Genomic DNA, 26,309 nt, shown 5'->3' on the forward strand with positions numbered 1-26,309 from the left:
GGGAGATGCCGCTTCCATCGGGGCTAGAGTTCCCATTTTCAAAAGAAGTTCTACGTTTATACGCTTTTATTATACAGCAAATTCTTCTATTTTTTCATGTAGAATTGTTAAGAGATTTCAGTTTAAAATTTCGGAAAAAACACTAAATAATTAAGCATCAGTAATTTAATTTTTAAAAAAAGCAAAAAGCTTAACATTAAAAAACTTGTTTTATAATTATCTTTACTTAACTGAAACTTAACAATTTAGTTACATTTCTATTTACATACTCATCTAAAAGTACATTTATATGGAAAACAAACCAGAAGAAACCACACCTGAGAAAATCGATTCTCAAGTTGCAGAAACCGCAAAACCAGTTGCCGAAAAGCCTGCAAATACACCAGCTTCAAAAGCACCTGCTCGTAAACCAGCAACACCAAAAGCAACTACAACTGCAAAAACTGCCTCTTCGACAACAGCAAAACCGGCTACAACTGCTAAACCAGCTGCAACAAGAACAACTGCCACAAAAGCACCCGCAAGACCCGCGACAAAAGCAACGACTCCTGCTGCAACAGTAAAACCAGCCGTACGAAGAACTCCAGCAAAAAAAGTACTAACTCCTGTAGTAAAACCTGCAGCTATTGAGCCAGTACCAACAGCAAAAGAAGAAACTTCAACAGCAGTTCCTGCTACTGAAGAAAAAGCCAAAAGTAAATCTAACGACAAAAAAGCGAAAAAAGTGAAAGACAAAGAAAAAGATAAGGCTAAAAAGAAAGCTGCAAAGCTAAAAGAGAAAGCCAAAAAAGATAAAAAGAAAGAGAAAGCTAAAAAAGCAAAACAAAAAGCTGCAGCTAAGAAAAAAGAAAAAGCTAAAAAAGCGAAAGAAAAAGCTAAAGCTAAAAAAATTGCTAAAAAGAAAGCTAAAGCGCAAAAAAAGGCAAAAGCTAAAAAGAAAAAATAATATTACTAGGAAGGTTTGGCTTTATAAGTTGAACCTTTTTTTTTCTCTTTTTTGTCATTTCAACGAAGGATAAATTACACTCATAAATCGACAAAGATTGGCGATCTTCTTTACGGAGTTTCTAGTGTGATTTCTCCTTCGTCGAAATGACAATATTGTGTAAAAGGCTTCGACTTCACTTAGCCTGACAATTACAATTACAATTAACAATTAACAATTAACAATTAACTCCTACCCTCCAATCGCAATCATACTGCGATTATCAAAATGAAGTGCAGGATCATCCATTTCAGAAACGCTAACCATTCCTGCTCTTACTTTCTTTTTATTTTGAATAGATGCTGAAATCAGCTCAGTGATAGATTCACCATTTCTAAAAGCGGTCAGCAAATCGGTTTCAGAATTTGAGAAAAGACAGTTTTTTATTTTTCCGTCAGCCGTCAAGCGGATGCGGTTACAACTGTCACAAAACGGATTTGTAATCGAACTAATGATTCCGAAATCGCCTTGAAAGTCTTTTATTTTATAATTTCTGGAAGTGAAGTTTTTCTCGTCTTCTAATTTCTGTATTTCATCTGAAGAAAATTGAGTTTCAACCAAAGATAAAATCTCTTTCTGAGAAACCATTTTGCTTCTGTCCCACTCGTTTCCTGCAAACGGCATAAATTCAATAAAGCGCACAGAAATTGGCAGAAACTGCGTCAGTTTTACAAAATCGACAATTTCATTATCATTGAAACCTTTCATCAAAACAACATTTACTTTTACATGAAAATCATTGTTTAAAAGCAAATGCAGATTATCAATCACCTTCTCAAACTGATTTCTAAGCGTTATAGAATGAAATTTTGACGAAACCAAAGTATCTAAACTCAAATTGATTTTTTTGACTTTAAACTGTTTTAAAACATCAATATGACGATCAATTAAAATTCCGTTTGTAGTTATAGAAAGTGAAACCTCTAATTCTGATAATTTAGAAACGATTTCAGGGAAATCTTTTCTTAATAAAGGTTCACCGCCTGTTAATCGTATTTTGTCAACACCATTTTGTACGAAAGTCTGAGCTATAGCAAAAATCTCATCGGCAGTCATTAAACTGGCTTTTGGAGAAAGCGCGATTCCGTCCGCCGGCATGCAATACGTACAACGCAGATTGCATTTTTCCAGCAATGAAATACGCAAATAGTTGTGCTTGCGCCCAAAACCGTCCGTCAAAATAGTGTTAGAGGCTGTCATGGTTTTTTCCTTTTAAAATATGAAAAACATGCATTACATGCGGAAATACAGCATCCATAGATTCTCTTACTCCGTTTGTTGAACCCGGCAAAGCCAAAACCAACGTTTTGCCTAAAGTTCCTGCAACGCTTCTAGAAAGCATTGCATACGGCATTCTCTGTTGTCCGTAACTGCGTATCGCTTCTTCGATTCCCGGAATTCTGCTTTCTAAAATTGGTTCCAAAGCTTCTGGCGTAACATCTCTTGGTGATAAACCAGTTCCGCCCGTGAAAATAACCAACTGATTTTCTTTAGCGAAAGCTTTAGTTTTTTCCTGAATAATATCCAATTCATCTGGAATGATTTCGTAATGCGAAGTTTCAACTCCGTATGAATCTAATTTTTCTACAATTGTTTTACCCGAACGATCCTCTTTATCTCCTGCAAAAATCGAATCAGAACAAACAAAAACCGCCGCTTTTATAGCATTCGGAAATCTATTTTTGAAAGACGATTTTCCGCCTTCTTTATTGATTAATTTGATCGTCGAAATCTCGATTTCTTTATCAATCGGTTTTAGCATATCGTACATTGTCAATGCCACAATTGATGCGCCATGCATCGCCTCAACCTCAACTCCGGTTTTATAAACCGTTTTTACTTTGAAAATAATATGGATTTCTAAACCTTCGATATTATATTCTACAGCAGTAAATTCAATAGGAAGCGGATGACAATCTGGAATAGATAAATGCGTGTTTTTTACCGCAAATAATCCTGCCGTTTTTGCCATTTCCAAAACGTTCCCTTTTGGCACTAAGTTATCTACAACGGCATCAATTGTTTCTTGTTTGCTGACTTTTACAATTGCAGTTGCGGTTGCGACCCTTAAAGTGCTTATTTTATGCGTAATATCTACCATTAACTATTTTGTTTCCAAGTGAATGTATCATTTTCAAACATTTCTTTTCCAAAAATCGGCACATCTGTTTTAATCCAATTTACAATGGCTTCTGTTGCTTCATAAACTTGTTTGCGTCGCGTTGCCGAAACAAAAACGAATAAACAGATTTCGCCTGCTTTGACAACGCCTAAACTGTGGTAAATGTGCATGCAGGTTAAATCAAACTTAGCAAAAGCTTTTTCACGAATCGCGTACAAAGCCTCATTTGCCATATCGGTATAGGCCGAATAATCAATTGCTACGACTGTATTATCGTGAATAACATCGGCGCGGACTTGTCCTAAAAAGATGTTATGCGCTCCAATCGTATGTTTGGATTGATGTTTAGCAATCGACTCAGCAATAAATTCAGGAGCAATTGGTCCTTCTACAAATACATTTTTACTCATTTTTTATGTTTTTTTTGCCACAGATTATATGGATTAAAATGATTTTTCTTTTGCCACGAATTACACGAATTTTCACTAATTAAAATCTGTAGCAAAGAAAGTTAACCTCAATATTGTCATTTCAATGACAAACTATATGAACATTTTATAATCTATGACTATATTTTTATTTCTTGTAATAATTTTTTCATTGCCAAAACTCCTCCAGCAATACTTTTTACATTTTCAAATTGATGTTTCTGAAGCAATTCAACTGCCATTTTACTTCTAATTCCAGATTGACAGAAAACATAGATTTTTTGGTTTTTATTCAGTTTTTCAATTTCCTTTTCCACGTTCATTAATGGAATCTGGATTTGATTATTCAAAGCAATTTTTGGCGATTCATCAATATTTCGAACATCCAAAAACAAAACGGCATCATTGTTTATTTCATCTAAAACCGAATCAAAACTCACTTCTTCGATCACACATTTATTATATTTTTCTTCGAATGCTTCTCTACTTATAGTTTGAAAATCACTTCTATCGAAATCATATTTTTGCTGTTCATTTTTCAACGTATTGTAAACCAATATTTTTCCGCTTAAAACTTCTCCGATTCCGAGAATCATTTTAAGAACTTCATTGGCTTGAAACATTCCTATAATTCCAACAGAAACTCCAATTACTCCGGCATCTTCACAATTTAAAGCATTTAAGTTTTCATCTGGATACAAACATCTGTATGTTGGTCCGTTTTGATAATTAAAAACCGAAACTTGTCCCTGAAACCTGAAAATAGATCCGTAAACCATAGGTTTATTTGTTACTAAACACGCATCATTTATCAAATATTTAATCGAAATATTGTCTGTTGCATCAACAATTATATCATACTTTTCAAATAACGAAATGGCATTTTTTCCAGATAATTTTTCAGAAAAAGCACTGACTTTTATTTCCGGATTTAATTCTGAAATCATCAATTTAGCTTCTTCCGCTTTTGATTTTCCAACTGCCGAAGTTTCGTAAATAACCTGACGATGAAGGTTCGAAACATCAATAACATCATCATCTACAATTCCGATTTCACCAACTCCAGCGCCTGCCAAATAAGGCAAAATTGACGCACCCAAACCTCCCGCTCCAATTACCAAAACTTTTGATTTTGATATTTTTTGCTGGCCGTCGCCTCCTATTTCAGGAAGAATAGTTTGTCGGTTATATCGTGTTGATTCTTTCATTATTAGTACCTAATCTATTGGTGCATTTCTTTTAACACATGGAAACATAGTTTTTTGCAACTTTAAAAAAGGCGTTTCACTCATTTAAATACACATAGCATATCTATGTGTGGAAACTTGTTTCTTCTAATCTCTTTTTTTTCAACACAAAAAACTATGTTTCTATGTGTTAAGATATTTTTTCATTTCACATTAACCACCAGCAAATGGTGGTAACAAAGCCACAATATCAGTGGTTTGTAAAGTGTAATCTGAAGCTTTTGAAACTATTTTTTGATTTACTGCAACGCTGAAAGTCAGCGATTCAAACTCATATTTTTCGTTTAAATCCTGCAAAAGTTTTTGCAATGACAATTCTTCTGAAAAAGATAATTTTTCGAATTCGCATTTTGTTTTTTCAGCAACAGCTCCAAAATATTTAACCTCAATCATTCTTATAAATTTAAATTCTGAAAAATGAATTCATCATCAAAATGTTCTTGAAAATACTCGGTCAATTTTGATGTATTTTTCACGACTTCACCAATCACGATAATAGCTGGTGATGATATATTTTTTTCGGATACCAATTTAGTAATTGTGTTTATAGTTCCAATCACTTTTTGTTCCGAATTTTTAGTTCCGTTTTGAATAATCGCAATTGGCAAATCATCCGTTCTGTTTTCTTGATAGATTGAAATGATTTCGTCCAATTTGTGCATTCCCATCAAAATCACTACAGTCGCCGCCGATTTTGATGCTAAATGAATATCTTTCGACAATTCATGATTGGAAGTTGTTCCAGTAATTACCCAAAAACTTTCTGCAATTTTACGCTGTGTCAAACTGATTCCCGCAGAAGCTGGAACACCCAAAGCTGATGAAATTCCTGGAACAACAGCCGTTTCTAAACCAAATTTTACGGCGTAATCAATCTCTTCGCTTCCTCTTCCAAAAACAAAAGAATCACCGCCTTTTAATCGTACCACATGTCCATGAACATTAGCCATCGAAACAATCAAATCGTTGATCTGGTCTTGCGTGTAAGCGTGGCAACCTAAACGTTTTCCAACAAAAACAATTTCTGCATTTGTTGCATATTCTAATAATTCTTCATTTACTAATGCATCGTACAAAACTACATCGGCACTTTGTAAAGCCTTAATTGCTTTTAGCGTGATCAATTCAACGTCACCAGGACCTGCGCCTACAATCGTTAATTTTGGTGTTTTAAAATTTTGCATAATCTTCAAGTTAAATTGATATTCAGATCATTTAATTCGTCTGCCGAATTAATATTGGTTAAAGGAAAGTTTTCACTTTCTTCAATATTGATGATTTGGTGCGGTATATTGGCAAACAAATTCATCATTTTCAAATCGTCGTTATCAATTGCGCCTTTGATAACAGGCAATATTTTTTTTGAATAAATTCCGATTAACGGATGCAATCTGCTTTCAGAAGCAAAAACCGTAATTTCGGCTTCTGTATTATGTTTTGAAATTAATTCCTGCAATAATTCGGTTGAAATCAATGGAATATCACAACTTAAAATCAAATTGAATTCGGTTTCAGAATGTGACAATGCTGTGTAAATTCCTCCTAACGGACCTTTTTCTGCAATCAAATCTGGAATTTTTTCATATTCCAAATAATCATATTCTTTTGATGCCGTAATCAGCTTTATATTATTTGTAATAGGCAAAATCGCCTGAATGATATGCTCAATAAATGGTTTATCCTGAAACAAAACCAATCCTTTTTCTGACTGCATTCTGGTGCTTTTTCCTCCGCAAAGAATAAATACTGTTGTTTTCATTTTTCTTTTGTTTCAGGTTTAACGTTTCAAGTTTGCCAATCTTTTTCTTTTATTCTAACACATAGAAACATAGTTTTTCTTTGTGTTTAAGGCGTTTCACTTGCATAAATAAACATAGCGCTATGTGTAATAACTAGTTATCTTTTTATTCTTTATTTTAATTTAATCTATGTTTCTATGTGTTTAAAATTTTTCTTCTCTACGGAAAAATCAATTTCACACTTGCCATTAAAATTACGGTTCCTAGAACCATTTTTAAGGTTCTGTTTGAGAATTTTCCGCTTCCATAAAATCCGCCTAACATTCCTCCTATAACTGCTATTGGAACTAAATAAAAACTATCCATCGGGATTGTTTTTCCTCCTAAAAAGAATCCTAGCATTCCGGCAAATGAATTCACAAAAATGAACAAACTCGAAATCGCCGCTGATTCTTTAACCGAAGCCCATCCTAAAAATAATAGAATCGGACTTAAAATAATTCCCCCACCAATTCCTAACATTCCTGATAATAATCCGATAGTGAACCCAATTGCTAATGCAAACGGAAGATTTATTTTTACTTCTTCTTTCTCTTTAAAATTGAAAATTCCAAACAATCTCAAAGCAGCAAAAACCAGTACAATTCCGAGAACTATTTTGTAAATCGTATTATCCAAAGTGATAAAGCCACCAATAAAAGCCGCCGGAATCGATGCAATTGCAAACGGATAAAAGAGCTTTGGCTTGAAATAATTATTTCTGTAATAAAACAAAAACGAAATACTAGATACAAACAAATTCAGCAATAAAGCCGATGGTTTCATTACTGAAACTGGGAAAGCAAAAATGCTCATTAATGCCAGATATCCCGATGCTCCGCCATGCCCAACACTTGAATATAAAAATGCAATGACAATTAATGCGAAACTGAATAATAGTATGTTTTCGGAACTAAGTAAGTGCATTTTGTTTAATCGTTTATTTGGTTAACTGTTTAATCATTTTTTTCTTCAGATTTCTTAGCTATATGTTTTAATTTATACACTGCTTTTCATCAGTACTACCTAAAAATCTATTTTCTTGCTTCTTTCTTCTATTTTCTAATTCTAAAATCTAATCAATCGGCAATAATGTCACTGATTGTCCTTTTACATAATTTTCTATATTCTCTGGAACAATTAATAAACTGTTTGCAACGGCAAATGTGTTTAGCATTGCAGAGCTTTGGCCGTCTAAAACCGTGACATTTGTTTGGTCATATTTTGCTTTTAAAAACAATGTTTTTCCAGTGGTGTTCTTTATTTGTGAATTTAGTTTTCGAACTACTTTCGTTTTATGGATTTCCGAAAACCCCATTCTATTTTTTACTGCCGGTGCGACGTAAATATAAAAATTAGTCAATGAAGAAGCGGGATTTCCCGGAAGGGCAAAAACTAACGTTTCATTTTTTTTACCAAAGAACATCGGTTTTCCCGGTTTTTGATTGATTTTGTAGAAAAGCTCTTTTACATCATTTTGCAATAAAGCTTCTTTAACAAAATCATAATCACCAACTGAAATACCACCCGAAATAAGAACGATGTCATATTTTTTTAAAATCTCTTTCAAAGATTTTTTTGTCGCTTTTAAATTATCTTTTACTCTAAAAACTTTCGTTTTTTTTATTCCGATTGTTTGAAGTGCGGCTTCCAACATAACCGAATTGCTTTCAAAGATTTTTCCTTTTTTTAGTTTTTTTCCCGGTTGAACCAATTCATTTCCAGTAACTAAAATGGCTACTTTTGGCTTTTTATAAACTTCAATTTCTGTAATTCCCAAACAAGCCAAAAATCCAATTGCTGCAGGCGTAATTAGCGTATTAGCCTCAAAAACCATTTCCTCTTTGCGAATTTGTTCTCCAATTGGGCGAACATTTGCTAATTTTTCTGGCATTGTAGCAATCAAAATTGAATCATTATTTGCCATTACATGCTCTTGCATTACCACTGTATCTGCGTGATCTGGAACGTGAGCGCCTGTAAAGATTCTAATTGCTTCGGTTGCTTTTAATTTTATATCCGAATGATCTCCAGCCTGAGAAATCCCCACAATGTCATATTGATGTCGAATGCTGTGCGCAAAAGCATATCCATCCATTGCCGACTGACGAAACGGCGGCATGTTTATTGGCGAAATCACTTTTTTAGCCAAAACATATCCCAAAGCTTTATTAACCTTAATTCGCTTGGTTGGCATTTTAGTACTGTTCGCTTCAATAATGGCTATGGCTTCTTCAACTTTGATCATTTCTGGTAATATATTAAAAGCAAAAAATACTTATTACAAATATAAGTATTTTTACTTAGTTAAAATCATTAAAAATCTTAATTCTTTAAAAAATATAAATTTAGTGTAATTAACGCAATTAGAATCAGAAAAAATCAAAATAGCTTTTTGAAATTACGGATTTCATTTTATTTCTTTCTAAAATTTCCCTTTGGAAGATAGTATAGCCATGCAAAACCAATGAAAAATAGGATTGCCGAAGCTATAAAAGCAGGAATTAAAATTTCTTTATTATTATCTAACGCATTATTCAATGAGGCATACAAAAGCCAAATCTGGATACTGACATTTAAAATCAGAATAAAAATAAGTGTCGAAAGTATATTATTCAGTTTATTAGGATTTGCTCGGTTCTGGCTTCTTCTAAATGTGCTCATAGTTTAAAAATTAAATTAGCTTTCTTTTTTCTCAATCAGCGCTTTTACAAAAACGGCATTTTCTTTAAAAAACACTTCCAATTGTGGCAATGCTCTTGGCGGTGGCCCAGCAATTACGTCACCAGTACTGGCATCAAAAGATCCTTCATGGCACGGACAATGTATAATTCCGGTTCCAGGTTTGTAAAAAACAGAACAGGAAAGATGTGTACATTTTTGCTCGTAAGCTCTAAAGTCGCCATTTTCAAGATGGATCAAAATATACGGAATTGTGCTTCCTTCTAAAACAAAACCTCTTGTCCCTCCCACAGGAACATCTTCTTTGTTACAAATAAAATGTTCTCCCTGAACTTCTTCTTTTGGCAAAAAAAGCGCTTTTGCCGTAACGAAGCCAGTTCCAACCATTAATCCGCCTGAAACAAATGTTAGGAACTTGGCAAAATCGCGTCGACTGACTTGAGTTGATTCTTGTTTTTTTATTGGAAAATCTTTTTTCCAGTTTTCATTTAAATTATCTTCTTTAGACATGACTTGTCATTTAATAAATTCGTAATTCTGTACTGCCTTTTGGCATCATAATATTAACTTTTGTCGTTACTTTTTCTTGTCCAAAAATAAAATTATTAATTGGTGTACTATTTGGTCGCATTTCTTCAATTTGTTCTCTTGTACCAAAAAACAAAGCACCGCTTGGGCAAACTGTTGCACACATTGGTTTTTTTCCAACGCTTGTTCGGTCGTAGCACATATTGCATTTCATCATCAAATCATAATCTTCATTTTTCTTTGGAACTCCGAAAGGACAAGCCATAACGCAATTCGAACAGCCAATACATCTTTCTGTGCTTGCAGTGTGAACAATCCCAAATTCATCCTGCGAAATTGCATCTGCAGGGCAAACATTCGCACAAACGGGATCTTCGCAATGCATACAAACCTGAACTGTCGTCTGGATTGTTGAAGCACGATCTACATAATTCACGCTGATTAAGGTTTGCTGACCGTTGGTTTCACATTCGGCGCAAGCCATTTCACAGGCTTTACAGCCAATGCAACGTTGCATATCTACAAAAAATTCTTCACTGGTATTAAAATTGGTTAAATTCATAAGGTTAAATTTTTATAGATTAAACACTTGCATATGCTTCAGATTCTTTAGACGGCGAGGCAATTGTTCCCTGCGGAAATAATTGACAGGCACAGACTTTAAACTCTGGAATTTTTGAAATTGGGTCTAAAGTTCCAGGTGTTAATTGATTTGCCGATTTATGTCCCGGCCAGTGATACGGAATAAAAACAGTATCTTTTCTGATAGTTTCTACAATATTGGCTGGAAATATTCCTTCTCCTCGACGCGTTACCACTCGAACTAATTCACGTTGCTTTATATTGTATTTCAGAGCCATTTCGGGATGAATTTCAACCATTGGCTCCGGAAACTGATCCACTAATTTTCCAATTCTGCGGGTTTGTGTTCCGCTCAAGTATTGCGAAACGACACGTCCGGTTGTCAATGTTATTGGATATTCTTCATCGGTAATTTCGCCCGGAAGTTTGTATGGAGCAGGATTAAAATGTGCTTTTCCATCAGGTGTTTTGAATTTTTTATCTTCCCAAAGTCTTGGTGTTCCGGGATGATCTTCGGTTGGGCAAGGCCAAAAAATGCCCATGTTGTCTTCTACTTTTTTATATGTAATTCCGAAATAATCTGCTGTTCCTCCTTTTGAAGCTACACGCAGTTCGTTGAAAATTTCTTCGCTATTATTGTAGGTGAATTTATCCTTTTCGCCCAAACGTTCAGCTATTTCTAATAAAATCGAAGTATCAGTTCGCGCTTCACCCGGAGGCGTAACGGCTTGCCTGATGCGAATTACTCGACCTTCTGCCGAGGTTGTTGTTCCTTCTTCTTCTTCTTGTAAAGATCCTGCCAAAACAATATCGGCATGTCTTGCGGTTTCATTTAAAAAGAAATCAATACAGACGTAAAACTCTAATTTTTCTAAAGCTGAACGCACATAATTATTGTTTGGAAGTGAAACTAATGGGTTAAAACAAATCGAAATTAATCCTTTGATTTCATCTCTATGAATGGCTTCTATAATTTCATAGGCCGTAAGTCCTTTTCCGGGTAAATCTTTTTCGTCAATTCCCCAAACTTCTGAAATGTATTTTCTGTGTTCCGGATTTTCAATATCTCTGTTTCCCGGCAATTGATCGCATTTATGTCCATGTTCTCTTCCGCCTTGGCCATTTCCTTGTCCGGTAATAGTTCCGTAACCACAATATGGTCTTCCAATTCTTCCGGTTGCTAAAACGAGGTTAATACATCCTAAAACATTATCGACACCTTTTGAATGGTGTTCAATACCACGTGCATGAAGTAAAAAACTTGTTTTCGCTTTTCCCCATAATTCGGCGGCTGCTTTTATTTTTTCTTTGTCAATTCCGGTAACTTCTTCTGCCCATTCTAATGTATAGTCTTTTACAGCATCGATAGTTTCCTGAAATCCTGAAGTATAATTATCAATAAAATCGTGATCAAGCATATCGTGATCGACTAAATATTTCAGCATTGCTCCATACAACGCAGAATCTGTTCCGGGTTTTACATCTAAATGAATATCGGCAGTTCGCGCAAGTGGAATCATCCTTGGATCGATTACGATTAATTTTGCGCCTCTATCTCTTGCTTTCCAAATCCAATGTGTCAGCGTTGGAAAAGTTTCACTAATATTGGCTCCAGTTACAATAATCACTTCGGCATATTCTAAATCGGAGTAATTATTTGAAGCGCGATCTAAACCGAATGCTTTTTTATTTCCGGCACCAGCACTTACCATGCAAAGTCTTCCATTGTAATCCAGATTTCTTGTTTTTAGAGCAACACGGGCAAATTTTCCAACTAAATAACTTTTTTCATTTGTCAATGAAACTCCAGATAACATGGAGAAAGCATGTTTTCCGTATTTTTCCTGAATTCTTTTTATTTCAGAAACAGTTTTATCCATCGCATCATCCCAAGAAACTTTTTCAAAACCTTTTCCCTCTACTCTTTGTATCGGGTGTAAAAGTCGGTCTGGGTGATTATTTTGCAAATAACGTTGCACTCCTTTTGGACACAAACGCCCTTCGTTGAAAGGAAATTCCATCCAAGGTTCAAAGCCCACGACTTTATTTTCTTTTACCATTAATTGAATTCCACATTGCATTCCGCAGAAACAACAATGCGTTTTTACAACTTCGTCTGGTTCATCTCTTCCTTCATATCCGTCTACTGGCGCATAATTTTTGTGTGGACCAAAAGCCTCTATAATTTCCTCTATTGATACTGGTAGTTTTGCCATGCTTTTTTTGTTTGTTTTGTTTCAAGTTTCAGGTTTCAGGTTCTGTACGGAACTTGAAAACTTAAACTTAAACCTTTTATAAATTTTGTCTTCAGGTTTCAGGTTCTGTGCGGAACTTTAAACTTTAAACTTTAAACCTGAAACTATTTTCTTTATCCAAATAAATTTCCGCCCTCTAATCTGGCTTTTAAATGTGCTTGCGCTAGTCTTGATCTTTTTCCTTCGGGACTTAAATCAAGGTGAGAAGTTCCGTCTTCGTGGGTAAAATCAAACCCTAATTGTTTGGTTACTGTTTTTAAATCGTCGATATGAAGCTGTGTAGCGAATTCTTCACCAGTATGCGGACAAACTGCCATTCCTTTTTTAATTCCTTCTTGCTTATAAATATGTGCGCCAATTTGTGCCGGGCGCTGAATGATATGAAAGAATTTCCCAAACGGAATCCACAACAAAAACATAATTACAGTTACACAATGAATTACAGCAAGGAAATCGTATGCAAAACCTTTCATGAATTGATACGAATAAGTTAGGCACAAACCTGTAACGGATATTGCGATCAATAAAATTAGAGGCAGTAAATCGCCTTCAAAAGTTTGTGTTGCAATTAATCCAGGATTTGTCAATCTTCTTCTTAAATAATAAACTGAACCTATTATTACAAGCCAAGATGACCAGTTTAAAGCATGAAAAATTAGAAATGCCAAAAAGGAATTTATCTGGAAATCCATCATTTTGAATCCGAAAAAATGAGCTTCGTAAATGGAAATGGAATTGGGTGCCAATGTGAAATGAATCCATCCGAACGTAAGCGGAATTGTAATAGCAAAAGCCGATAAACATCCTAAAGCAATACAAAAATGAGCAAACCAACGCCATTTGCTTCTTGGATAAATGAATCTTTGAACTAAAATATTTTGTACCGATTCTTTCCCCAAAAACCATAAATGTGCAAACACTTTTCCGGTAAAAAGGAATTTAAGGCTTCTTTTAAAATACATCCAGGTTGGAGGTCTTTGAAGCCAGACTGTGTATCTATAAACAATTCCAAAGAAAGCAAATACGGTTCCGAATAAATAAGTAACCAGTGCTGCATCAAAATTTTGCAATTGTCTTGAACCGTAAAACACTAGTATAATTGTAAGTATAGAAACTACTGTTGCAACCAGTAAAGCTTTGGTATTAAACGTTTTATTTTTCATCCTTAATTTTTAATTTAATGATTACTTCCTTAACTTGGCTTCTCGCAATTCTTACGATTGTAAAACCACCAATTGATACCTGTAGCTAATATAGTAAAAAAAGCAACACCAATAAAAAATTGATTTACAGTACCATTACTAGAAATATTATTTCCTATTAATTTAGAAAATATAAATGGCCCAAACGCTGCTATAGCAGCTGTCCAGCCAATAACACCAGCTGCCTGACGCGGATTTTCTTTAAAAATAATTGGATATTGTCTAAAAGTACCCGCATTTCCAATTCCGGTGAAAAAGAACATTACCATAATTACTCCCACAAAAAGCGGAAATTGATCCATGCTTGTTGGTGCAACTAATCCTTGAGTGACTAAAACAACCGCTCCAACCAGAATTCCTAATCCCGTTATGGTTGTCAATACTGCCCCTCCAACTTTATCGGCAACAAAACCGAAAGCGATTCGGCTGGCAGAACCAATCAATGGACCATAAAAAGCATATACCAAAGGATCTGGCGCATTTGGAAAATCTCCGTATAAAAATTTAATCATTAAAGGAAAGGCGGCAGACAAGCCAGCAAAAGTTCCGAAAGTCATAACGTAAGTGATTGTACAATACCAAGTATGCTTATTGGAAAAAATATCCAATTGCTCTTTTACTGAAGCTTTCATTGGAATACTTTTTAAATAAAACCAGCTCACGATCGTCATTATTATTAAAAAAGGCGCATACCAAAATGCTGCAGATTGCAAATAAATTGGTTTGTTTTTTACTGCCGTATTTTCAGCACTGAGGTTGTTTATTATTTTTTCAGCTAGTTTTGGATTTGCATTTGCAATCGCTTTTGCCTTTGCTTTATTAGGAAGTGAAATAAAAACAATTGCATTATCATTAGAATTCACGGCAGTGCTAACTGAATCAATAACAATCTTCTTTACATTAGAAAGAATTTTTGCTTGCACTTCGGTATCTAGCGCTACAAAAACTTCTTTTTGTTTTTCTATTGATGAATTTTGAAAAACTGCTAATGTTTCTTTGGGATCAATATTGGTAAAAACGGTTGAGGCTCCAAAAATTCCAACACTGATGACTAAAGGTGTAACAAATTGCGCTATTGAAACACCAAAATTTCCAATTCCTGCCTGAATTCCTAATGCAGTTCCTTTTAATTTTTGAGGAAAAAACAAACTGGTACTTGGCATATAAGATGAAAAATCACCACCGCCAAAACCAGTTGTAAAAGCCAAAACTGCAAAAACCCAGAAAGGTGTATTTACATTCATAACAGCAAAACCAATTCCGATTACAGGAATTAATTTAATTGCTGTTGCGAAAGACACAATATGTCGTGTTCCAAAAATAGGAAGCAAAAACGTATGAATAATTCTTAAAAATCCAGCAGCTAATCCAGGAATTGCAGTCAACCAGAAAAGCTGGTCTTTTGAAAAATTAAATCCTAATCCGGGTAATTTTACTGCTATAACGCTCATCATAAACCAAGAAGCAAATGACAGCACTAATGTAATTGTTGTAATTGTTAAAGTTCTCCAAGCTATTTTACTTCCGCCAGCATTCCAATACGCTTCATCTTCGGGGTTCCATTTGTCTAACCAAGTTTTCATTTTATTGTATTTTAATTTTTAATGATTGTCTTCTATTTCTCTAGTAAAATCAGGTGATTTGCTTCGTAATGCATTTATAATTGTTCTGTGCATCCATATCAAACAACCCACAGAAACTAGAAATATGAATATCCATGAACTTGTCCAGAGTCCGGTATAATTGAGGAGATAACCAAAGATTATTGGACCTAAAAATCCACCTAGACCGCCAATCAAGCCAACCATTCCTCCCACAACTCCAACTTCATTGGGAAAATATTCTGGAATATGTTTGTAAACCGCTGCTTTACCAATTCCCCATGAAATTCCAATTAACGTTACCAAAATAACATACACCCAAAGATTAGCGCTGAAGTTGATTTGCGTAATTCCTTTTGCTAATAATTCTTTCTTTTTAACTTCTTGATTTTGTTGTACGATAATTTCCTGCCAAGATTTTTTTACAGGAAAAACGGTAGATTCACTGTTTATTTCTAAGTCTTTTTTATTATTGATTTGATGTTTTTTTCCGTTGACGATTATTTTATCAGCCGCTATTTCTGTTACAGTTCCACTACTTAAAGACATAACTCCGGGTCCTGCAGTAAAGATTTCCATTTTAGGAAACATTAATAAAAAACTGATTATGATTGAAGACCCTAGAACCCAATACATTACTTTTCGAGCCCCAAATTTATCAGATAGATAACCTCCAAAAGCTCTTATAACCCCTGAGGGAAGACTAAACATTGTTGCAAACATTCCGCCCATTACTAATGTAGTATTATAGACATTCATAAAATTGGGAAGAAGCCATTGCGAGTAGGCAACAAAAAAACCGAAGACTAAAAAATAATAGGTTCCAAAGCGCCAAACTCTGACTTTTTTAAGCGGAGACATGAGCTCACTCATAGTTTTTGAAACGCCTTGATTTGTTTTGTTTTTAGCAAAAACCATAAAAAGAATTCCAATAATAACAAGTGCAAAGGCATAAATAACCGGAAGCATTTTCCAGCCATTAACGGGATTATTTTCCGATAAATCATTTAGAATAGTTGGCGCAATAAAAGTGGTAATTGCTGCACCAGCATTTCCCATTCCGAAGATTCCTAATGCTCTTCCCTGCCATTCTTTTGGGTACCAAACTGAGGTATATCCAATCCCGACAGCAAAACTAGTACCTACTAATCCGAAAAAAAAACTGAGGACTGCGAAACTCCAAAACGAATCTGCAAAAGGCATTAAGAAAAGTGGAATAGAACAAAGCAGAAGCAAAACAGAAAAAATAATTTTACCTCCATACTTGTCGGTTAAAATCCCAATTGGAAGTCTAAAAATAGCCCCTGAAAGAATCGGAATTCCTAAAAGCCATCCGATTTCGACAACTGTAAAATTGAAAATTCCTTTATCGGCCAAAAAAGTGATCAAAACTCCATTTAATGTCCAACAAGCAAAACACACTGTAAAAGCAAGGGTATTGAGAAATAAAATTCGGTGAGATTGAGATAAATTACTCATAAAATATAGATTACTTGAATATCACATAGAAATTATTCTGTGTTATACCAGCAAAATTATAGACTCAAATCTTCATTTTATATGACATATATCATATAAAAGACAATTATATCTTATTTAAAAAAATACTGAAAAATTAAAGTTTAAAACATAAAAAAGCCTTTTTCTCATTTTAAAGAAAAAGGCTTTTAAGTATAACTTTTTAATGCGTTTTATTTACATCAATTTTAATGTTTTCGATCCATGTCTTTTGCATATTCTGGTGATTTCTCTTTCATCAATTTCACGACAACGCGATGCATCCAGATTAAACAAATAATTGAAATTGCCAAAATGAACATCCAGGAACTTGTCCAGAAACCTGTTGTACTCAAAAGATACCCGAAGATAATTGGTCCAAAAAAACCGCCTAAACCACCCAGCATTCCAACCATTCCTCCAACAACTCCAACTTCATTTGGGAAGTAATCTGGAATATGTTTGTAAACTGCTGCAGAACCAATTCCCCAAGCAGAACCAATAAGAATAACTAATACCAAATAAATCCACATATTGGCTTCAAAATGAATTTGTGTAATTCCCTCTGCCAATAAATCTTTCTTTTGAACTTGTTGATTTTGTTTTACAACTACTTCCTGCCATGATGTTTTTGAAGGCAGAAATTTGCTATGTTTGGCATTTTTATCCTCTTGCGTTATCGGATAGGTTTTATCACCAATCACAACTTTATCTGCTGAAACTTCCGTAACTGTCCCTGCTTTTGCAGCAGTAATTCCAGAACCAGAAGTTGTAATATCCATTTTAGGAAACATCAATAAAAAGCTTAGAACAACCGATGAGCTCAAAACCCAATACATAACTTTTCTCGCCCCGAATCGATCTGATAAAAATCCGCCATAGGCTCTGATTACTCCAGATGGCAAACTAAATATGGCGGCGAAGATTCCGCCCATAACCAAAGTTGTATGATAGACATTCAAGAAATTAGGGAGCAACCATTGTGAGAAAGTTACAAACGAGCCGAAAACCAGAAAGTAATATAATCCGAAACGCCAAACTCTAACACTTTTTAATGGTTTGAAAACCTGTTTTAAAGTTTTGGGAGCCGCTTCAATTTTTTTATTTTTCGTAAAAATCAGAAAGACAATTCCCATTGTCAGCAAAACACTTGCGTAGATAACAGGAAGTAATTTCCAACCGTTTTCAGGATCGCTTTCTGAAAATTTTGTCAATAAAGACGGAGCTAGAAAAGTAGTCAGTGCGGCGCCAGAATTTCCCATTCCGAAAATCCCTAACGCTGTTCCCTGCCACTCTTTTGGATAAAATAGTGAAGTATATCCGACGCCAATTGCAAAACTAGTTCCTACCATTCCAAACAAAAAACTCAAAATGGCAAACGTCCAGAAATTATAAGCAAAAGGCAACAAAAACAAAGGAATTGAACTTAAGATTAATAAACAGGAAAAAACAGGTTTTCCACCAAATTTATCGGTCAGAATTCCCATTGGCAATCGCATTACCGAGCCTGTTAAAACTGGGATTCCGAGCAACCATCCAATTTCGACGACACTCCATTCGAAAATACCTCGGTCGTTTAAAAAAGTTACCAATACCCCATTGAGCGTCCAACAGGCAAAACAGATTATAAAGGCTAACGTATTAAAAAAAAGAATGCGATGTGATTGGGAAAGGTCTGACATAGAAAAATAGTGTTAGAATTGTTACTTAAAAATTTAACCTATAAATCAATACTTCGGAAAACAAGTTACCGTTGTTTTCTGGTAAAAAACTAAAATTAGGAAAAAATTGATTAAAACACTAATAATAAATCAGATAACTGACAAAAGGTAATTATAAAATAACATTTCCTAGTTATTATAAATTGATATTAAAACCATTTTCAAGAAGTTTTGAAGCTGTTTTTCATTCCGTTACGAACTTTTAGAAACAAAAAAATCAAAAAATCAAATGTAAAATACTACAATTTCATCTTTTTAATGAAATCCTTTTAACATTTTCACGCTTTTACAAAAACAACACAAAACATTGAAAAACAGCAATTTACACAATAAACTATATTCCAAAAAAGGAAAATAACAAGAGTTTTTCAAAAATAATCGTCAATTTTTTTGGTTTTTATTATATTAAAATTAACTTTGTCTATAGGATTAGTAGAGTTTAAAATTATATTTGAAACTAAAAACACTATATTTTGAAAACAACCGAAAGCATATCGTATTACATTCTTCCTAAAAAATATACCTATAACAATTGTTGTTATATGTGCTTCTGTTGTTAATTCCTAACAATTACATATTCGTTTTACAGATTGATTTCTACATCTAAAAAACGAAATCTAAATTTAACCTCAAGATTATTTTACTGAAAATACAACGATCTGATTGTTGCTTAACCAGCGGCAAAAGGTTTTTGATTATAACTATATTTTTAAAAAGAAAATGACTAACAACTAAAAAAAATCAAGATGAAAAATATGCAAAGCTGTTGCTGTAAATAAAAAAAGCCATTTCTGCGGCAACAGAAATGGCGAGGCTTAAAGAACATTTATCACTAAATCAAGGACATTATTAGAGGGTTGAAAATTCAACGCTCAGGGCGCCTTGTTAATTACTTAAACCATTACAAAGAAATGAAAAATAATTTAAAGATATACTCTATATTATTTCTCCTGCTTCTGACGGCGGGAATTAATGCTCAAAATACAACTCCCCTCATTCAATCAAAACTTGACGGAACCGTGGTTGATGATGTTACAAATCAACCCATTATAGGCGCATCAGTAATTATTAAAGGTACAACTCACGGAGTCCAGACTGATGCCGAAGGAAAATTTTATTTTCAAACAGGCCAAAAATTTCCTTATACTTTGATTGTATCCTACATAGGTTATAAAAAAGCCGAAGTTGTTGTAGATAAAAATCCTGTTATCATCAACTTAAAAGAAGAGCGTCAAGAATTAGACGAGCTTGTAGTTGTTGGATACGGATCTCAGAAAAGAAAAGATATTACAGGTTCTGTAGCATCTGTTCCAAAAGCCAATTTATCGCAAGTAACCTCATCGGCAGACAACCTGCTTCGCGGCGCCATTCCGGGTGTGGTAGTTACGCAAAGTTCAGGTCGTCCGGGAGCATCATCAAGTGTGCGCATTCGTGGAGGAAACTCAATTACTGCAGGTAATGAGCCCCTTTACGTATTAGACGGTGTTTTAATTTATAATGACAATAATAATGGAACTGCCGGCGTGGCTTATGCGGGAGCATCAGTAAACGTACTTTCGACAATAAATCCAGCTGATATTGAATCTATTGAAGTGTTGAAAGATGCCTCTGCTACTGCAATTTACGGATCAAGGGGTGCAAATGGAGTTGTCATTATTACGACAAAAAAGGGAACAAAAGGACAAGACAATATTTCATACCAAGGTTATTTTGGATTTCAAAACGTTTCAAAAAAATTACATTTAATGAATGCAAGCCAATGGGCAAGCTTGCGAAACGATGTTCAAGCAAGCATTGGTCAGGCTCCTTCTTTTTCTGCTGATCAAATTGAAGCACTTAAAACTTCTGGTGGCTATGACTGGCAATCTGCCTTGTTTAGAACGGCTGCGCCTGTACAAAATCATCAATTGACTTTTTCTGGAGGCGATGAACGTTCAAGATATACAATTTCAGCAGGATATTTTGATCAGGACGGAATTGTAATTGCATCAGACTTTAAACGAATTTCCCTTCGCGCCAATTACGAAAGAAATTATTCCCAGAATTTCAAATTTGGCGTAAATGCAAATTATACCAATTCAATTTCAAATGGCGTTGGAACAAATGGAGGTGCAAGCGCAGGAAGACAACCAAATCCATTAGTTGTTGCATTGTATCAGCCACCAGTTGTGCCAATCAAAAATGAAGATGGAAGCTACAACTTAACCAATAATCCATATGCTACGGCAGTGAATGGCATTATTCCGAATCCGATTAATGATTTGGAAAACACTACAAACGAAACCAAAATCAACAGAATTTTGACCAGTTTGTTTGGTGAATACAAAATAACCAAAAAATTGACTGCTAAAGTTGTAGTTAGCGGTGACGTAATCGATACCAAACAAAATTATTACGCACCATCAACAACTACAACTGGGGCGGGAGTTAAAGGTTTGGCTTCTGTTGGTGATCGTCGTGTAAGCTCTGTTTTGAATGAAAACACATTGAATTACAACACAACCTTTGGTGAAAATCATAAATTCTCAGCTTTAGGGGGGTATACATTGCAATACACAAAAGGCGAAGTGGTAAACGCTGGAGCACAAACATTTGTGAACGACGCTAATACTTATAATGCATTACAAGATGGTATTCCGGTAAAACCTTATAGCGATGCCTTTGAAAGTGTTTTAAAATCGTGGTTAGCGAGAGTAAATTATTCGTATAGAGGAAAATATAATTTTACGCTTTCAGGCCGTGCGGATGGTTCTTCAAGGTTTGGTTCAGAATCACTTTGGGGTTATTTTCCATCAGCAGGATTCTCTTGGAACATTACCGACGAAGACTTTGCCAAAAACATCAAAGGCGTAACCGAAGCCAAATTAAGACTTACAGCTGGAACAACCGGAAACCAAGAGATTGGAAATTACCTTTCGCTTGCTTCGATGGGTTCTGTAAATTATTCTTTTGGAGGAACAACTTACACTGGTTTAGCCCCTACTCGACTAGCAAATCCAGATTTGAAATGGGAAAAAACAAATCAGTACAACATTGGTTTAGATTTATCATTATTGGACAGAAAAATCAATTTTGTTTTTGATGTGTATTACAAACAGACTAAAGATTTGCTAATCAACGTTCCAGTACCATTGACTTCTGGGTATGCGACTGTTCTTCAAAACATTGGAGGTGTTGAAAATAAAGGTCTCGAAATTGGTTTGATTACTGAAAACATCAAAACAGAAAATTTCGCTTGGAATTCGAACTTGGTTTTCTCAACCAACAAAAATAAAGTTACAGCAATCGGAAATGGCGTAGAACAATTTTTCCCTGTAGTTCCAAACGGTTCTTTGCTACAGCAACAACCTGTAATAGTAAAAGTTGGTTTGCCTCTTGGAACGTTCTGGGGATATCGAACAAACGGAATTTTCCAAACGCAAGAAGAAGTTAATACACAACCCAAAATCAACAGTTTAGCCAACACAAAAGTGGGAGACAGAAGATATGTTGATACAAATGGAGATGGCGTAATTACAGCCTTGGACAAAGGAAACCTTGGAACATCTCAGCCAAAATTCGTTGGAAGTTTCAGCAACACAATTTCATATAACGACTTTGATCTGAATTTCTCTTTTCAAGGCGCTTACGGCGGAAAAATATTCAACGCTTTGAATCAGCAATTAGAGATTTCAACTCTTGGAACAAACGCTGCTGAAACTTTAGTAGACAGATGGACGCCAACAAATCCGAGCAATGAAATTCCGAGAGCCTCAAGTTCACCATTAGGAATTGTTTCTGAAAGATATGTAGAAGATGCTTCTTTCTTAAGATTGAAATTAATTACTCTTGGCTACACATTACCAAAAAGCGTTTCAAAAAAACTGGGAACAAAAAGTGTGAAATTTTACATCTCAGCAGAAAATTTAATTACATGGACAAAATACACTGGCTATGATCCAGAAGTAAGTTCATACGAGCAAAACAACTTGTATCCGGGAATTGACTTTGGTGCTTATCCAAACACAAAAACGTTCATCTCGGGCCTAAACGTAACTTTTTAAGTAAAAAAAATATAAAATGAAAAAGATCATTATAACATTCTTATTAAGTGCCGGACTATTAGTATCGTGCACAGATTTAGAGGTAACCCCTACCTCTTTTGTAACCGAAGACAATTATTTCAAAACACAAGACGATGCCGTTGCTAGCGTTACTGCAGTTTATGCTTCATTGAGCTTAGATCCAGGCGAGCAAAGTTTATTTGGGAGAAACTTATATTTCTTAACCGATATGGCTACAGACTATGCGGCCGCAGGAGTTTCGGCAACTAACCCTCAAGTTAGAGCGTTGAGCAGTTTGACACATGATGCAACTTCAGACCGTGTGCAAGTGGCTTGGAGACAAATTTATGCTGGTATTAACAGAGCAAACGTAGCGATTGACAATGTTCCTAAAGTTGCCGGAACAGAAGCAGTAAAAAGCAGATTGATTTTGGAAGCTAAATTCATTAGAGGATTATTGTATTTTCAAGCTGTTCGTCTTTGGGGAGGTGTGCCAATTGTTTTGCACGAGCCAACTTCTATTCAGTTAGAAAGCTTAAAATCAAAAAGAGCAACGGTTGAAGAAGTTTACGCACAAATTATTTCAGATTTAAAAGATGCTGAAGGTCTGCCTAAAACGTACCCAGCAACCGATGCTGGCCGTGCAACATCTGGTGCTGCAAAAGCAATTTTGACAAAAGTTTATCTAACAAGAAAAGACTGGCCGAATGCGATTACAAAAGCTAAAGAAGTGATTAACGGTGGCTACGGTTATGCTTTGTTCGAAACTTTTCAAGATATCTTCACAAAAACAAAAAAGAACGGAAAAGAACATATTTTCTCTGTTCAATTTGAGCCTAATCAAGCTGGAAATGGTTCAAGCGGAAGCACTTTTCAAGCCACTTCATTTACAGGATTTACGGCGACTGAACCTGCTGATATCATTTCTGATGTAGCCTTGTTTTATGACATTTACGCAGCGGGAGATACCCGAAGAGATGTAAGTTACGGCAAACAATTGCTGAATCCTGCAACTGGAACTTTGTACACTTTTCCTAAACCAATTTTTAGAAAATACTTGGATGTAACCAATTTAGCAACTCCTGCAAACGTGGCAATCAACTTTCCTGTAATTCGTTATGCTGACATTTTATTGTCTTTGGCGGAAGCAATAAATGAACAAGGCGGACCAACTGCAGAAGCTTACGAATTAATCAATCAAGTTCGAAGAAGAGCTTTTGCCAAACCAATTACAACACCAGATCCAACAGTAGATTTAATTGGATTGACACAAACCACTTTTAGAGCCGCAATTCAGGAAGAACGCAAAAAAGAATTTGTTCAGGAAGGACAAAGATGGTTTGACTTAGTGCGCTGGGGAACTTTGGTTACCGAAGTAAAAAAAGTAACAGCTAAAAATTCAGTTTCAGAAAGAAATAATCTGTATCCGATTCCGCAGAGCGAAAGAAATATTGATCCAGTTGGTTTACCACAAAACCCTGGCTATTAATTAAAAACCTTAACTAATAAACTATAGAAAATGAAAAATTTAAATTTTAATACTGCTTTCAAAAGCCCTAAAAAAGGGCTTTTGATTACTGCTATCCTAATTGTTCAATTAGGATTAGCTCAAGAGAAACAAGAATTCAAAGGCACAATTGGAAAAACTTTAGCCGATTCAAAAGAATATTGGCCTGAGCCTGTAACTGCTCCAAAAGGCGCTCCAAATATTGTTTGGATTCTATTAGACGATGTGGGGTTTGGAGCATCAAGCGCTTTTGGAGGCTTGATCAATACACCAACTTTTGAAAATTTAGCAAACAATGGTTTGCGTTATACTAATTTCCATACAACAGCAATTTGTGCTCCAACTCGCGCGGCTTTACTGACAGGAAGAAACTCAGGAAGAGTTCACGTAAGCGGGTTTTCGCATACTATTTTATCAGCTGGTTTTCCTGGTTGGGACGGAAGAATTCCTTCGGATAAAGGAACAATTGCAGAGATTTTACGTGAGAACGGTTACAATACTTTTGCAGTTGGAAAATATGGCGTTACACCAGATGAAGAAGCATCAGATGCAGGTCCGTTTGACAGATGGCCTACTGGAAAAGGTTTTGATCATTTCTATGGATTCTTAGGTTCCCAAACCGATCAATACAATCCTGATTTAGTAGAAGATCAAGTGCATATCAAACCAGACGGACGCCATTTGAACGAATTGATTACAGACAAAGCGATCAGCTATATTCAAAAACAACAAAAAGCGGCACCTGGAAAACCATTTTTCTTGTATTATGCGCCGGGAGCGGTTCACGCACCTCATCAAGTTGCTGAAAAATGGAGTGATCAATACAAAGGTAAATTTGACGAAGGTTATGATGTTTACCGCGAAAAAGTTTTGGCAAACCAAAAGAAATTAGGGGTATTTCCACAAAACGCTGTACTTCCAGAACGCAATCCGCTGATTACAGAATGGAAAAAACTTAGTCCAGATCAAAAGAAAGTATATGCGAGGTTTATGGAAGTTTATGCCGGATTCTTGACGTATACAGATTATGAAATTGGAAGAGTCGTTGACTATTTAAAGCAAAGCGGTCAACTTGACAATACTTTGATTTTTGTTGCCATTGGTGATAATGGAGCGAGCAAGGAAGGAACTTTGCAAGGAACAATCAACCAAAGTTTGTTTTCTCAAGGAACATCTGACGAGCAAAATCTTCAAAGCAACTTGAATAATATTGGCGAGATTGGAACTGCAAAAGGTTTGAATACCAATTATCCTTTAGGATGGGCTCAGGCAACAAATGTTCCGTTCAAAAATTGGAAACAAGATGCACAATCTGAAGGCGGGACTCGCAACCCTCTGATTGTTTTTTATCCAAACGGAATTAAGGACAAAGGCGGCATCAGAAACCAATACAGCCACGTAACCGATCTTTTGCCAACCACTTTGGATATTGTGGGAATCAAAGCGCCAGAATACATCAAAAATATCAAACAAGATATTATTCAAGGTTCGACTTTTAAAGCTTCTTTAGACAATCCAAAAGCGGAATCATTGCATAAAGTACAATACTATTACATCTTTGGAAACAGAGCGATTTACAAAGATGGATGGAAAGCCGGAGCGGCGCATTTGCCAGATTCATTTGCAGTGAAAAAATCTTTGGGAAGCAATCAAAAACCAGCTGAAAGCAATTTTGATGCTGATGTTTGGGAACTTTACAACCTAAACGAAGATTTCAACGAACGCAATAACTTGGCAGCAAAATATCCTGAAAAATTAGCTGAGCTTAAAAAACTGTTTGATGAACAAGCCAAAGAAAACAATGTTTATCCATTGATCGACTGGCAAGATGTTTACAACAGAAGAATCCACAACACGGGAGCTGATAAAAACAAAACTGTTTCAGACTTAATCAAACAGGCCACAAAACCTGGGGGAAGCTCAAATTAAATAATTCACATAACCTCCAAGGTTTTCAAAACCTTGTAGGTTTCAAATCACAAAACATTAAAAACAATACCTACAAGGTTTTGAAAACCTTACAGGATAAAAAACGAAGAATTATGAAACGAGTAGATTACGAAATCATCGGAAAAAAAATCATCGTAGGCGCGATCGTTTTTTTAGTCCCGCTGGTAATTCTGGCAGGAGG

General features: G+C 35.3%; 22 protein-coding genes. 4 read left to right on the forward strand and 18 right to left on the reverse strand.

Going from position 1 to position 26,309, the window contains the following annotated elements; genetic code table 11:
- Positions 1-333: 333 nt before the first annotated feature.
- Positions 334-711 carry a hypothetical protein gene (locus H600_RS23195; RefSeq protein ID WP_245176601.1) on the reverse strand — a complete coding sequence of 126 codons (378 nt, stop codon included), beginning with the start codon at positions 709-711 and terminating at the stop codon, positions 334-336.
- 13 nt (positions 712-724) lie between these two features.
- On the opposite strand from H600_RS23195, the gene H600_RS23200 reads away from it, so the two are divergent.
- Positions 725-946, forward strand: coding sequence for a hypothetical protein (locus tag H600_RS23200; protein ID WP_235832287.1), 222 nt, complete (start codon positions 725-727; stop codon positions 944-946).
- A gap of 231 nt (positions 947-1,177) precedes the next feature.
- Here the strand turns inward: H600_RS23200 and moaA are convergent, their stop codons facing one another.
- From moaA to H600_RS0118970, 17 genes are all read right to left on the reverse strand, one after another.
- A complete protein-coding gene (gene moaA, locus H600_RS0118890) occupies positions 1,178-2,185 on the reverse strand; it encodes a GTP 3',8-cyclase MoaA (protein ID WP_026730255.1) in 1,008 nt (335 codons plus the stop codon).
- Positions 2,172-3,086: a bifunctional molybdenum cofactor biosynthesis protein MoaC/MoaB gene (gene moaCB, locus H600_RS0118895; RefSeq protein WP_026730256.1), complete on the reverse strand. Its 915-nt coding sequence runs from the start codon at positions 3,084-3,086 to the stop codon at positions 2,172-2,174. Before moaCB ends, moaA begins: the two co-directional genes overlap by 14 nt.
- Positions 3,086-3,517: a molybdenum cofactor biosynthesis protein MoaE gene (locus tag H600_RS0118900; RefSeq protein ID WP_026730257.1), complete on the reverse strand. Its 432-nt coding sequence runs from the start codon at positions 3,515-3,517 to the stop codon at positions 3,086-3,088. The genes moaCB and H600_RS0118900 overlap by 1 nt, the downstream gene beginning before the upstream one ends.
- 158 nt (positions 3,518-3,675) lie before the next feature.
- Positions 3,676-4,743: a HesA/MoeB/ThiF family protein gene (moeB, locus tag H600_RS0118905; protein WP_026730258.1), complete on the reverse strand. Its 1,068-nt coding sequence runs from the start codon at positions 4,741-4,743 to the stop codon at positions 3,676-3,678.
- Between the two features lie 192 nt (positions 4,744-4,935).
- On the reverse strand, positions 4,936-5,175 hold the full coding sequence (locus tag H600_RS0118910) for a MoaD/ThiS family protein (RefSeq protein WP_026730259.1): 240 nt from the start codon (positions 5,173-5,175) through the stop codon (positions 4,936-4,938).
- Positions 5,176-5,177: 2 nt separating this feature from the next.
- Positions 5,178-5,966, reverse strand: coding sequence for a uroporphyrinogen-III C-methyltransferase (gene cobA, locus H600_RS0118915; RefSeq protein ID WP_026730260.1), 789 nt, complete (start codon positions 5,964-5,966; stop codon positions 5,178-5,180).
- 5 nt (positions 5,967-5,971) lie between these two features.
- Positions 5,972-6,541, reverse strand: a complete 570-nt coding sequence (locus tag H600_RS0118920; RefSeq protein ID WP_026730261.1) for a molybdenum cofactor guanylyltransferase — start codon at positions 6,539-6,541, stop codon at positions 5,972-5,974.
- 199 nt (positions 6,542-6,740) lie between these two features.
- On the reverse strand, positions 6,741-7,487 hold the full coding sequence (locus H600_RS0118925) for a sulfite exporter TauE/SafE family protein (RefSeq protein WP_026730262.1): 747 nt from the start codon (positions 7,485-7,487) through the stop codon (positions 6,741-6,743).
- Between the two features lie 148 nt (positions 7,488-7,635).
- On the reverse strand, positions 7,636-8,808 hold the full coding sequence (locus H600_RS0118930; RefSeq protein WP_026730263.1) for a molybdopterin molybdotransferase MoeA: 1,173 nt from the start codon (positions 8,806-8,808) through the stop codon (positions 7,636-7,638).
- Between the two features lie 167 nt (positions 8,809-8,975).
- Complete coding sequence (locus H600_RS0118935) at positions 8,976-9,224, reverse strand: DUF6755 family protein (protein ID WP_026730264.1); 249 nt, start codon at positions 9,222-9,224, stop codon at positions 8,976-8,978.
- A 15-nt stretch (positions 9,225-9,239) separates the two neighbouring features.
- Positions 9,240-9,752: a Rieske (2Fe-2S) protein gene (locus tag H600_RS0118940; RefSeq protein WP_026730265.1), complete on the reverse strand. Its 513-nt coding sequence runs from the start codon at positions 9,750-9,752 to the stop codon at positions 9,240-9,242.
- 10 nt (positions 9,753-9,762) lie between these two features.
- Positions 9,763-10,332, reverse strand: a complete 570-nt coding sequence (locus tag H600_RS0118945) for a 4Fe-4S dicluster domain-containing protein (RefSeq protein ID WP_026730266.1) — start codon at positions 10,330-10,332, stop codon at positions 9,763-9,765.
- Between the two features lie 19 nt (positions 10,333-10,351).
- Positions 10,352-12,568 (reverse strand): molybdopterin oxidoreductase family protein, encoded by a 2,217-nt coding sequence (locus tag H600_RS0118950; RefSeq protein WP_026730267.1) that lies wholly within the window; start codon positions 12,566-12,568, stop codon positions 10,352-10,354.
- A 152-nt stretch (positions 12,569-12,720) separates the two neighbouring features.
- Entirely contained in the window at positions 12,721-13,770 is a 1,050-nt protein-coding gene (locus H600_RS0118955) for a hypothetical protein (protein ID WP_026730268.1), read from the reverse strand.
- 29 nt (positions 13,771-13,799) lie between these two features.
- Positions 13,800-15,392, reverse strand: coding sequence for a magnesium transporter MgtE N-terminal domain-containing protein (locus H600_RS0118960; RefSeq protein ID WP_026730269.1), 1,593 nt, complete (start codon positions 15,390-15,392; stop codon positions 13,800-13,802).
- Between the two features lie 18 nt (positions 15,393-15,410).
- The gene (locus H600_RS0118965) at positions 15,411-16,889 is read right to left on the reverse strand and encodes an MFS transporter (protein WP_026730270.1); all 1,479 of its coding nucleotides are present in this window, start codon (positions 16,887-16,889) and stop codon (positions 15,411-15,413) included.
- Positions 16,890-17,116: 227 nt separating this feature from the next.
- Positions 17,117-18,589, reverse strand: coding sequence for an MFS transporter (locus H600_RS0118970; RefSeq protein ID WP_026730271.1), 1,473 nt, complete (start codon positions 18,587-18,589; stop codon positions 17,117-17,119).
- Between the two features lie 950 nt (positions 18,590-19,539).
- On the opposite strand from H600_RS0118970, the gene H600_RS0118975 reads away from it, so the two are divergent.
- From H600_RS0118975 to H600_RS0118985, 3 genes are read left to right on the forward strand one after another with little or no spacing between them, the layout of a single operon-like run.
- Positions 19,540-22,671 carry a SusC/RagA family TonB-linked outer membrane protein gene (locus H600_RS0118975; RefSeq protein WP_026730272.1) on the forward strand — a complete coding sequence of 1,044 codons (3,132 nt, stop codon included), beginning with the start codon at positions 19,540-19,542 and terminating at the stop codon, positions 22,669-22,671.
- A gap of 16 nt (positions 22,672-22,687) precedes the next feature.
- Positions 22,688-24,160, forward strand: coding sequence for a RagB/SusD family nutrient uptake outer membrane protein (locus H600_RS0118980; RefSeq protein ID WP_026730273.1), 1,473 nt, complete (start codon positions 22,688-22,690; stop codon positions 24,158-24,160).
- 30 nt (positions 24,161-24,190) lie between these two features.
- A complete protein-coding gene (locus tag H600_RS0118985) occupies positions 24,191-26,107 on the forward strand; it encodes an arylsulfatase (RefSeq protein ID WP_026730274.1) in 1,917 nt (638 codons plus the stop codon).
- Positions 26,108-26,309 lie beyond the last annotated feature (202 nt).

The sequence above is a fragment of the Flavobacterium denitrificans DSM 15936 genome, assembly GCF_000425445.1.
Lineage (GTDB): Bacteria > Bacteroidota > Bacteroidia > Flavobacteriales > Flavobacteriaceae > Flavobacterium > Flavobacterium denitrificans.

Excerpts from the sequence above, each read along its gene's own strand:
- H600_RS0118900 (WP_026730257.1), bottom strand. The coding sequence starts at position 3,517 with ATGAGTAAAAATGTATTTGTAGAAGGACCAATTGCTCCTGAATTTATT.
- H600_RS0118975 (WP_026730272.1), top strand. The coding sequence starts at position 19,540 with ATGAAAAATAATTTAAAGATATACTCTATATTATTTCTCCTGCTTCTG.
- H600_RS0118960 (WP_026730269.1), bottom strand. The coding sequence starts at position 15,392 with ATGAAAACTTGGTTAGACAAATGGAACCCCGAAGATGAAGCGTATTGG.
- H600_RS0118935 (WP_026730264.1), bottom strand. The coding sequence starts at position 9,224 with ATGAGCACATTTAGAAGAAGCCAGAACCGAGCAAATCCTAATAAACTG.
- moeB (WP_026730258.1), bottom strand. The coding sequence starts at position 4,743 with ATGAAAGAATCAACACGATATAACCGACAAACTATTCTTCCTGAAATA.
- H600_RS0118980 (WP_026730273.1), top strand. The coding sequence starts at position 22,688 with ATGAAAAAGATCATTATAACATTCTTATTAAGTGCCGGACTATTAGTA.
- H600_RS0118925 (WP_026730262.1), bottom strand. The coding sequence starts at position 7,487 with ATGCACTTACTTAGTTCCGAAAACATACTATTATTCAGTTTCGCATTA.
- H600_RS0118955 (WP_026730268.1), bottom strand. The coding sequence starts at position 13,770 with ATGAAAAATAAAACGTTTAATACCAAAGCTTTACTGGTTGCAACAGTA.
- moaA (WP_026730255.1), bottom strand. The coding sequence starts at position 2,185 with ATGACAGCCTCTAACACTATTTTGACGGACGGTTTTGGGCGCAAGCAC.
- H600_RS0118920 (WP_026730261.1), bottom strand. The coding sequence starts at position 6,541 with ATGAAAACAACAGTATTTATTCTTTGCGGAGGAAAAAGCACCAGAATG.
- H600_RS0118985 (WP_026730274.1), top strand. The coding sequence starts at position 24,191 with ATGAAAAATTTAAATTTTAATACTGCTTTCAAAAGCCCTAAAAAAGGG.
- H600_RS0118970 (WP_026730271.1), bottom strand. The coding sequence starts at position 18,589 with ATGTCAGACCTTTCCCAATCACATCGCATTCTTTTTTTTAATACGTTA.
- H600_RS0118965 (WP_026730270.1), bottom strand. The coding sequence starts at position 16,889 with ATGAGTAATTTATCTCAATCTCACCGAATTTTATTTCTCAATACCCTT.
- H600_RS0118910 (WP_026730259.1), bottom strand. The coding sequence starts at position 5,175 with ATGATTGAGGTTAAATATTTTGGAGCTGTTGCTGAAAAAACAAAATGC.
- cobA (WP_026730260.1), bottom strand. The coding sequence starts at position 5,966 with ATGCAAAATTTTAAAACACCAAAATTAACGATTGTAGGCGCAGGTCCT.
- H600_RS0118950 (WP_026730267.1), bottom strand. The coding sequence starts at position 12,568 with ATGGCAAAACTACCAGTATCAATAGAGGAAATTATAGAGGCTTTTGGT.
- H600_RS0118940 (WP_026730265.1), bottom strand. The coding sequence starts at position 9,752 with ATGTCTAAAGAAGATAATTTAAATGAAAACTGGAAAAAAGATTTTCCA.
- H600_RS0118930 (WP_026730263.1), bottom strand. The coding sequence starts at position 8,808 with ATGATCAAAGTTGAAGAAGCCATAGCCATTATTGAAGCGAACAGTACT.
- moaCB (WP_026730256.1), bottom strand. The coding sequence starts at position 3,086 with ATGGTAGATATTACGCATAAAATAAGCACTTTAAGGGTCGCAACCGCA.
- H600_RS0118945 (WP_026730266.1), bottom strand. The coding sequence starts at position 10,332 with ATGAATTTAACCAATTTTAATACCAGTGAAGAATTTTTTGTAGATATG.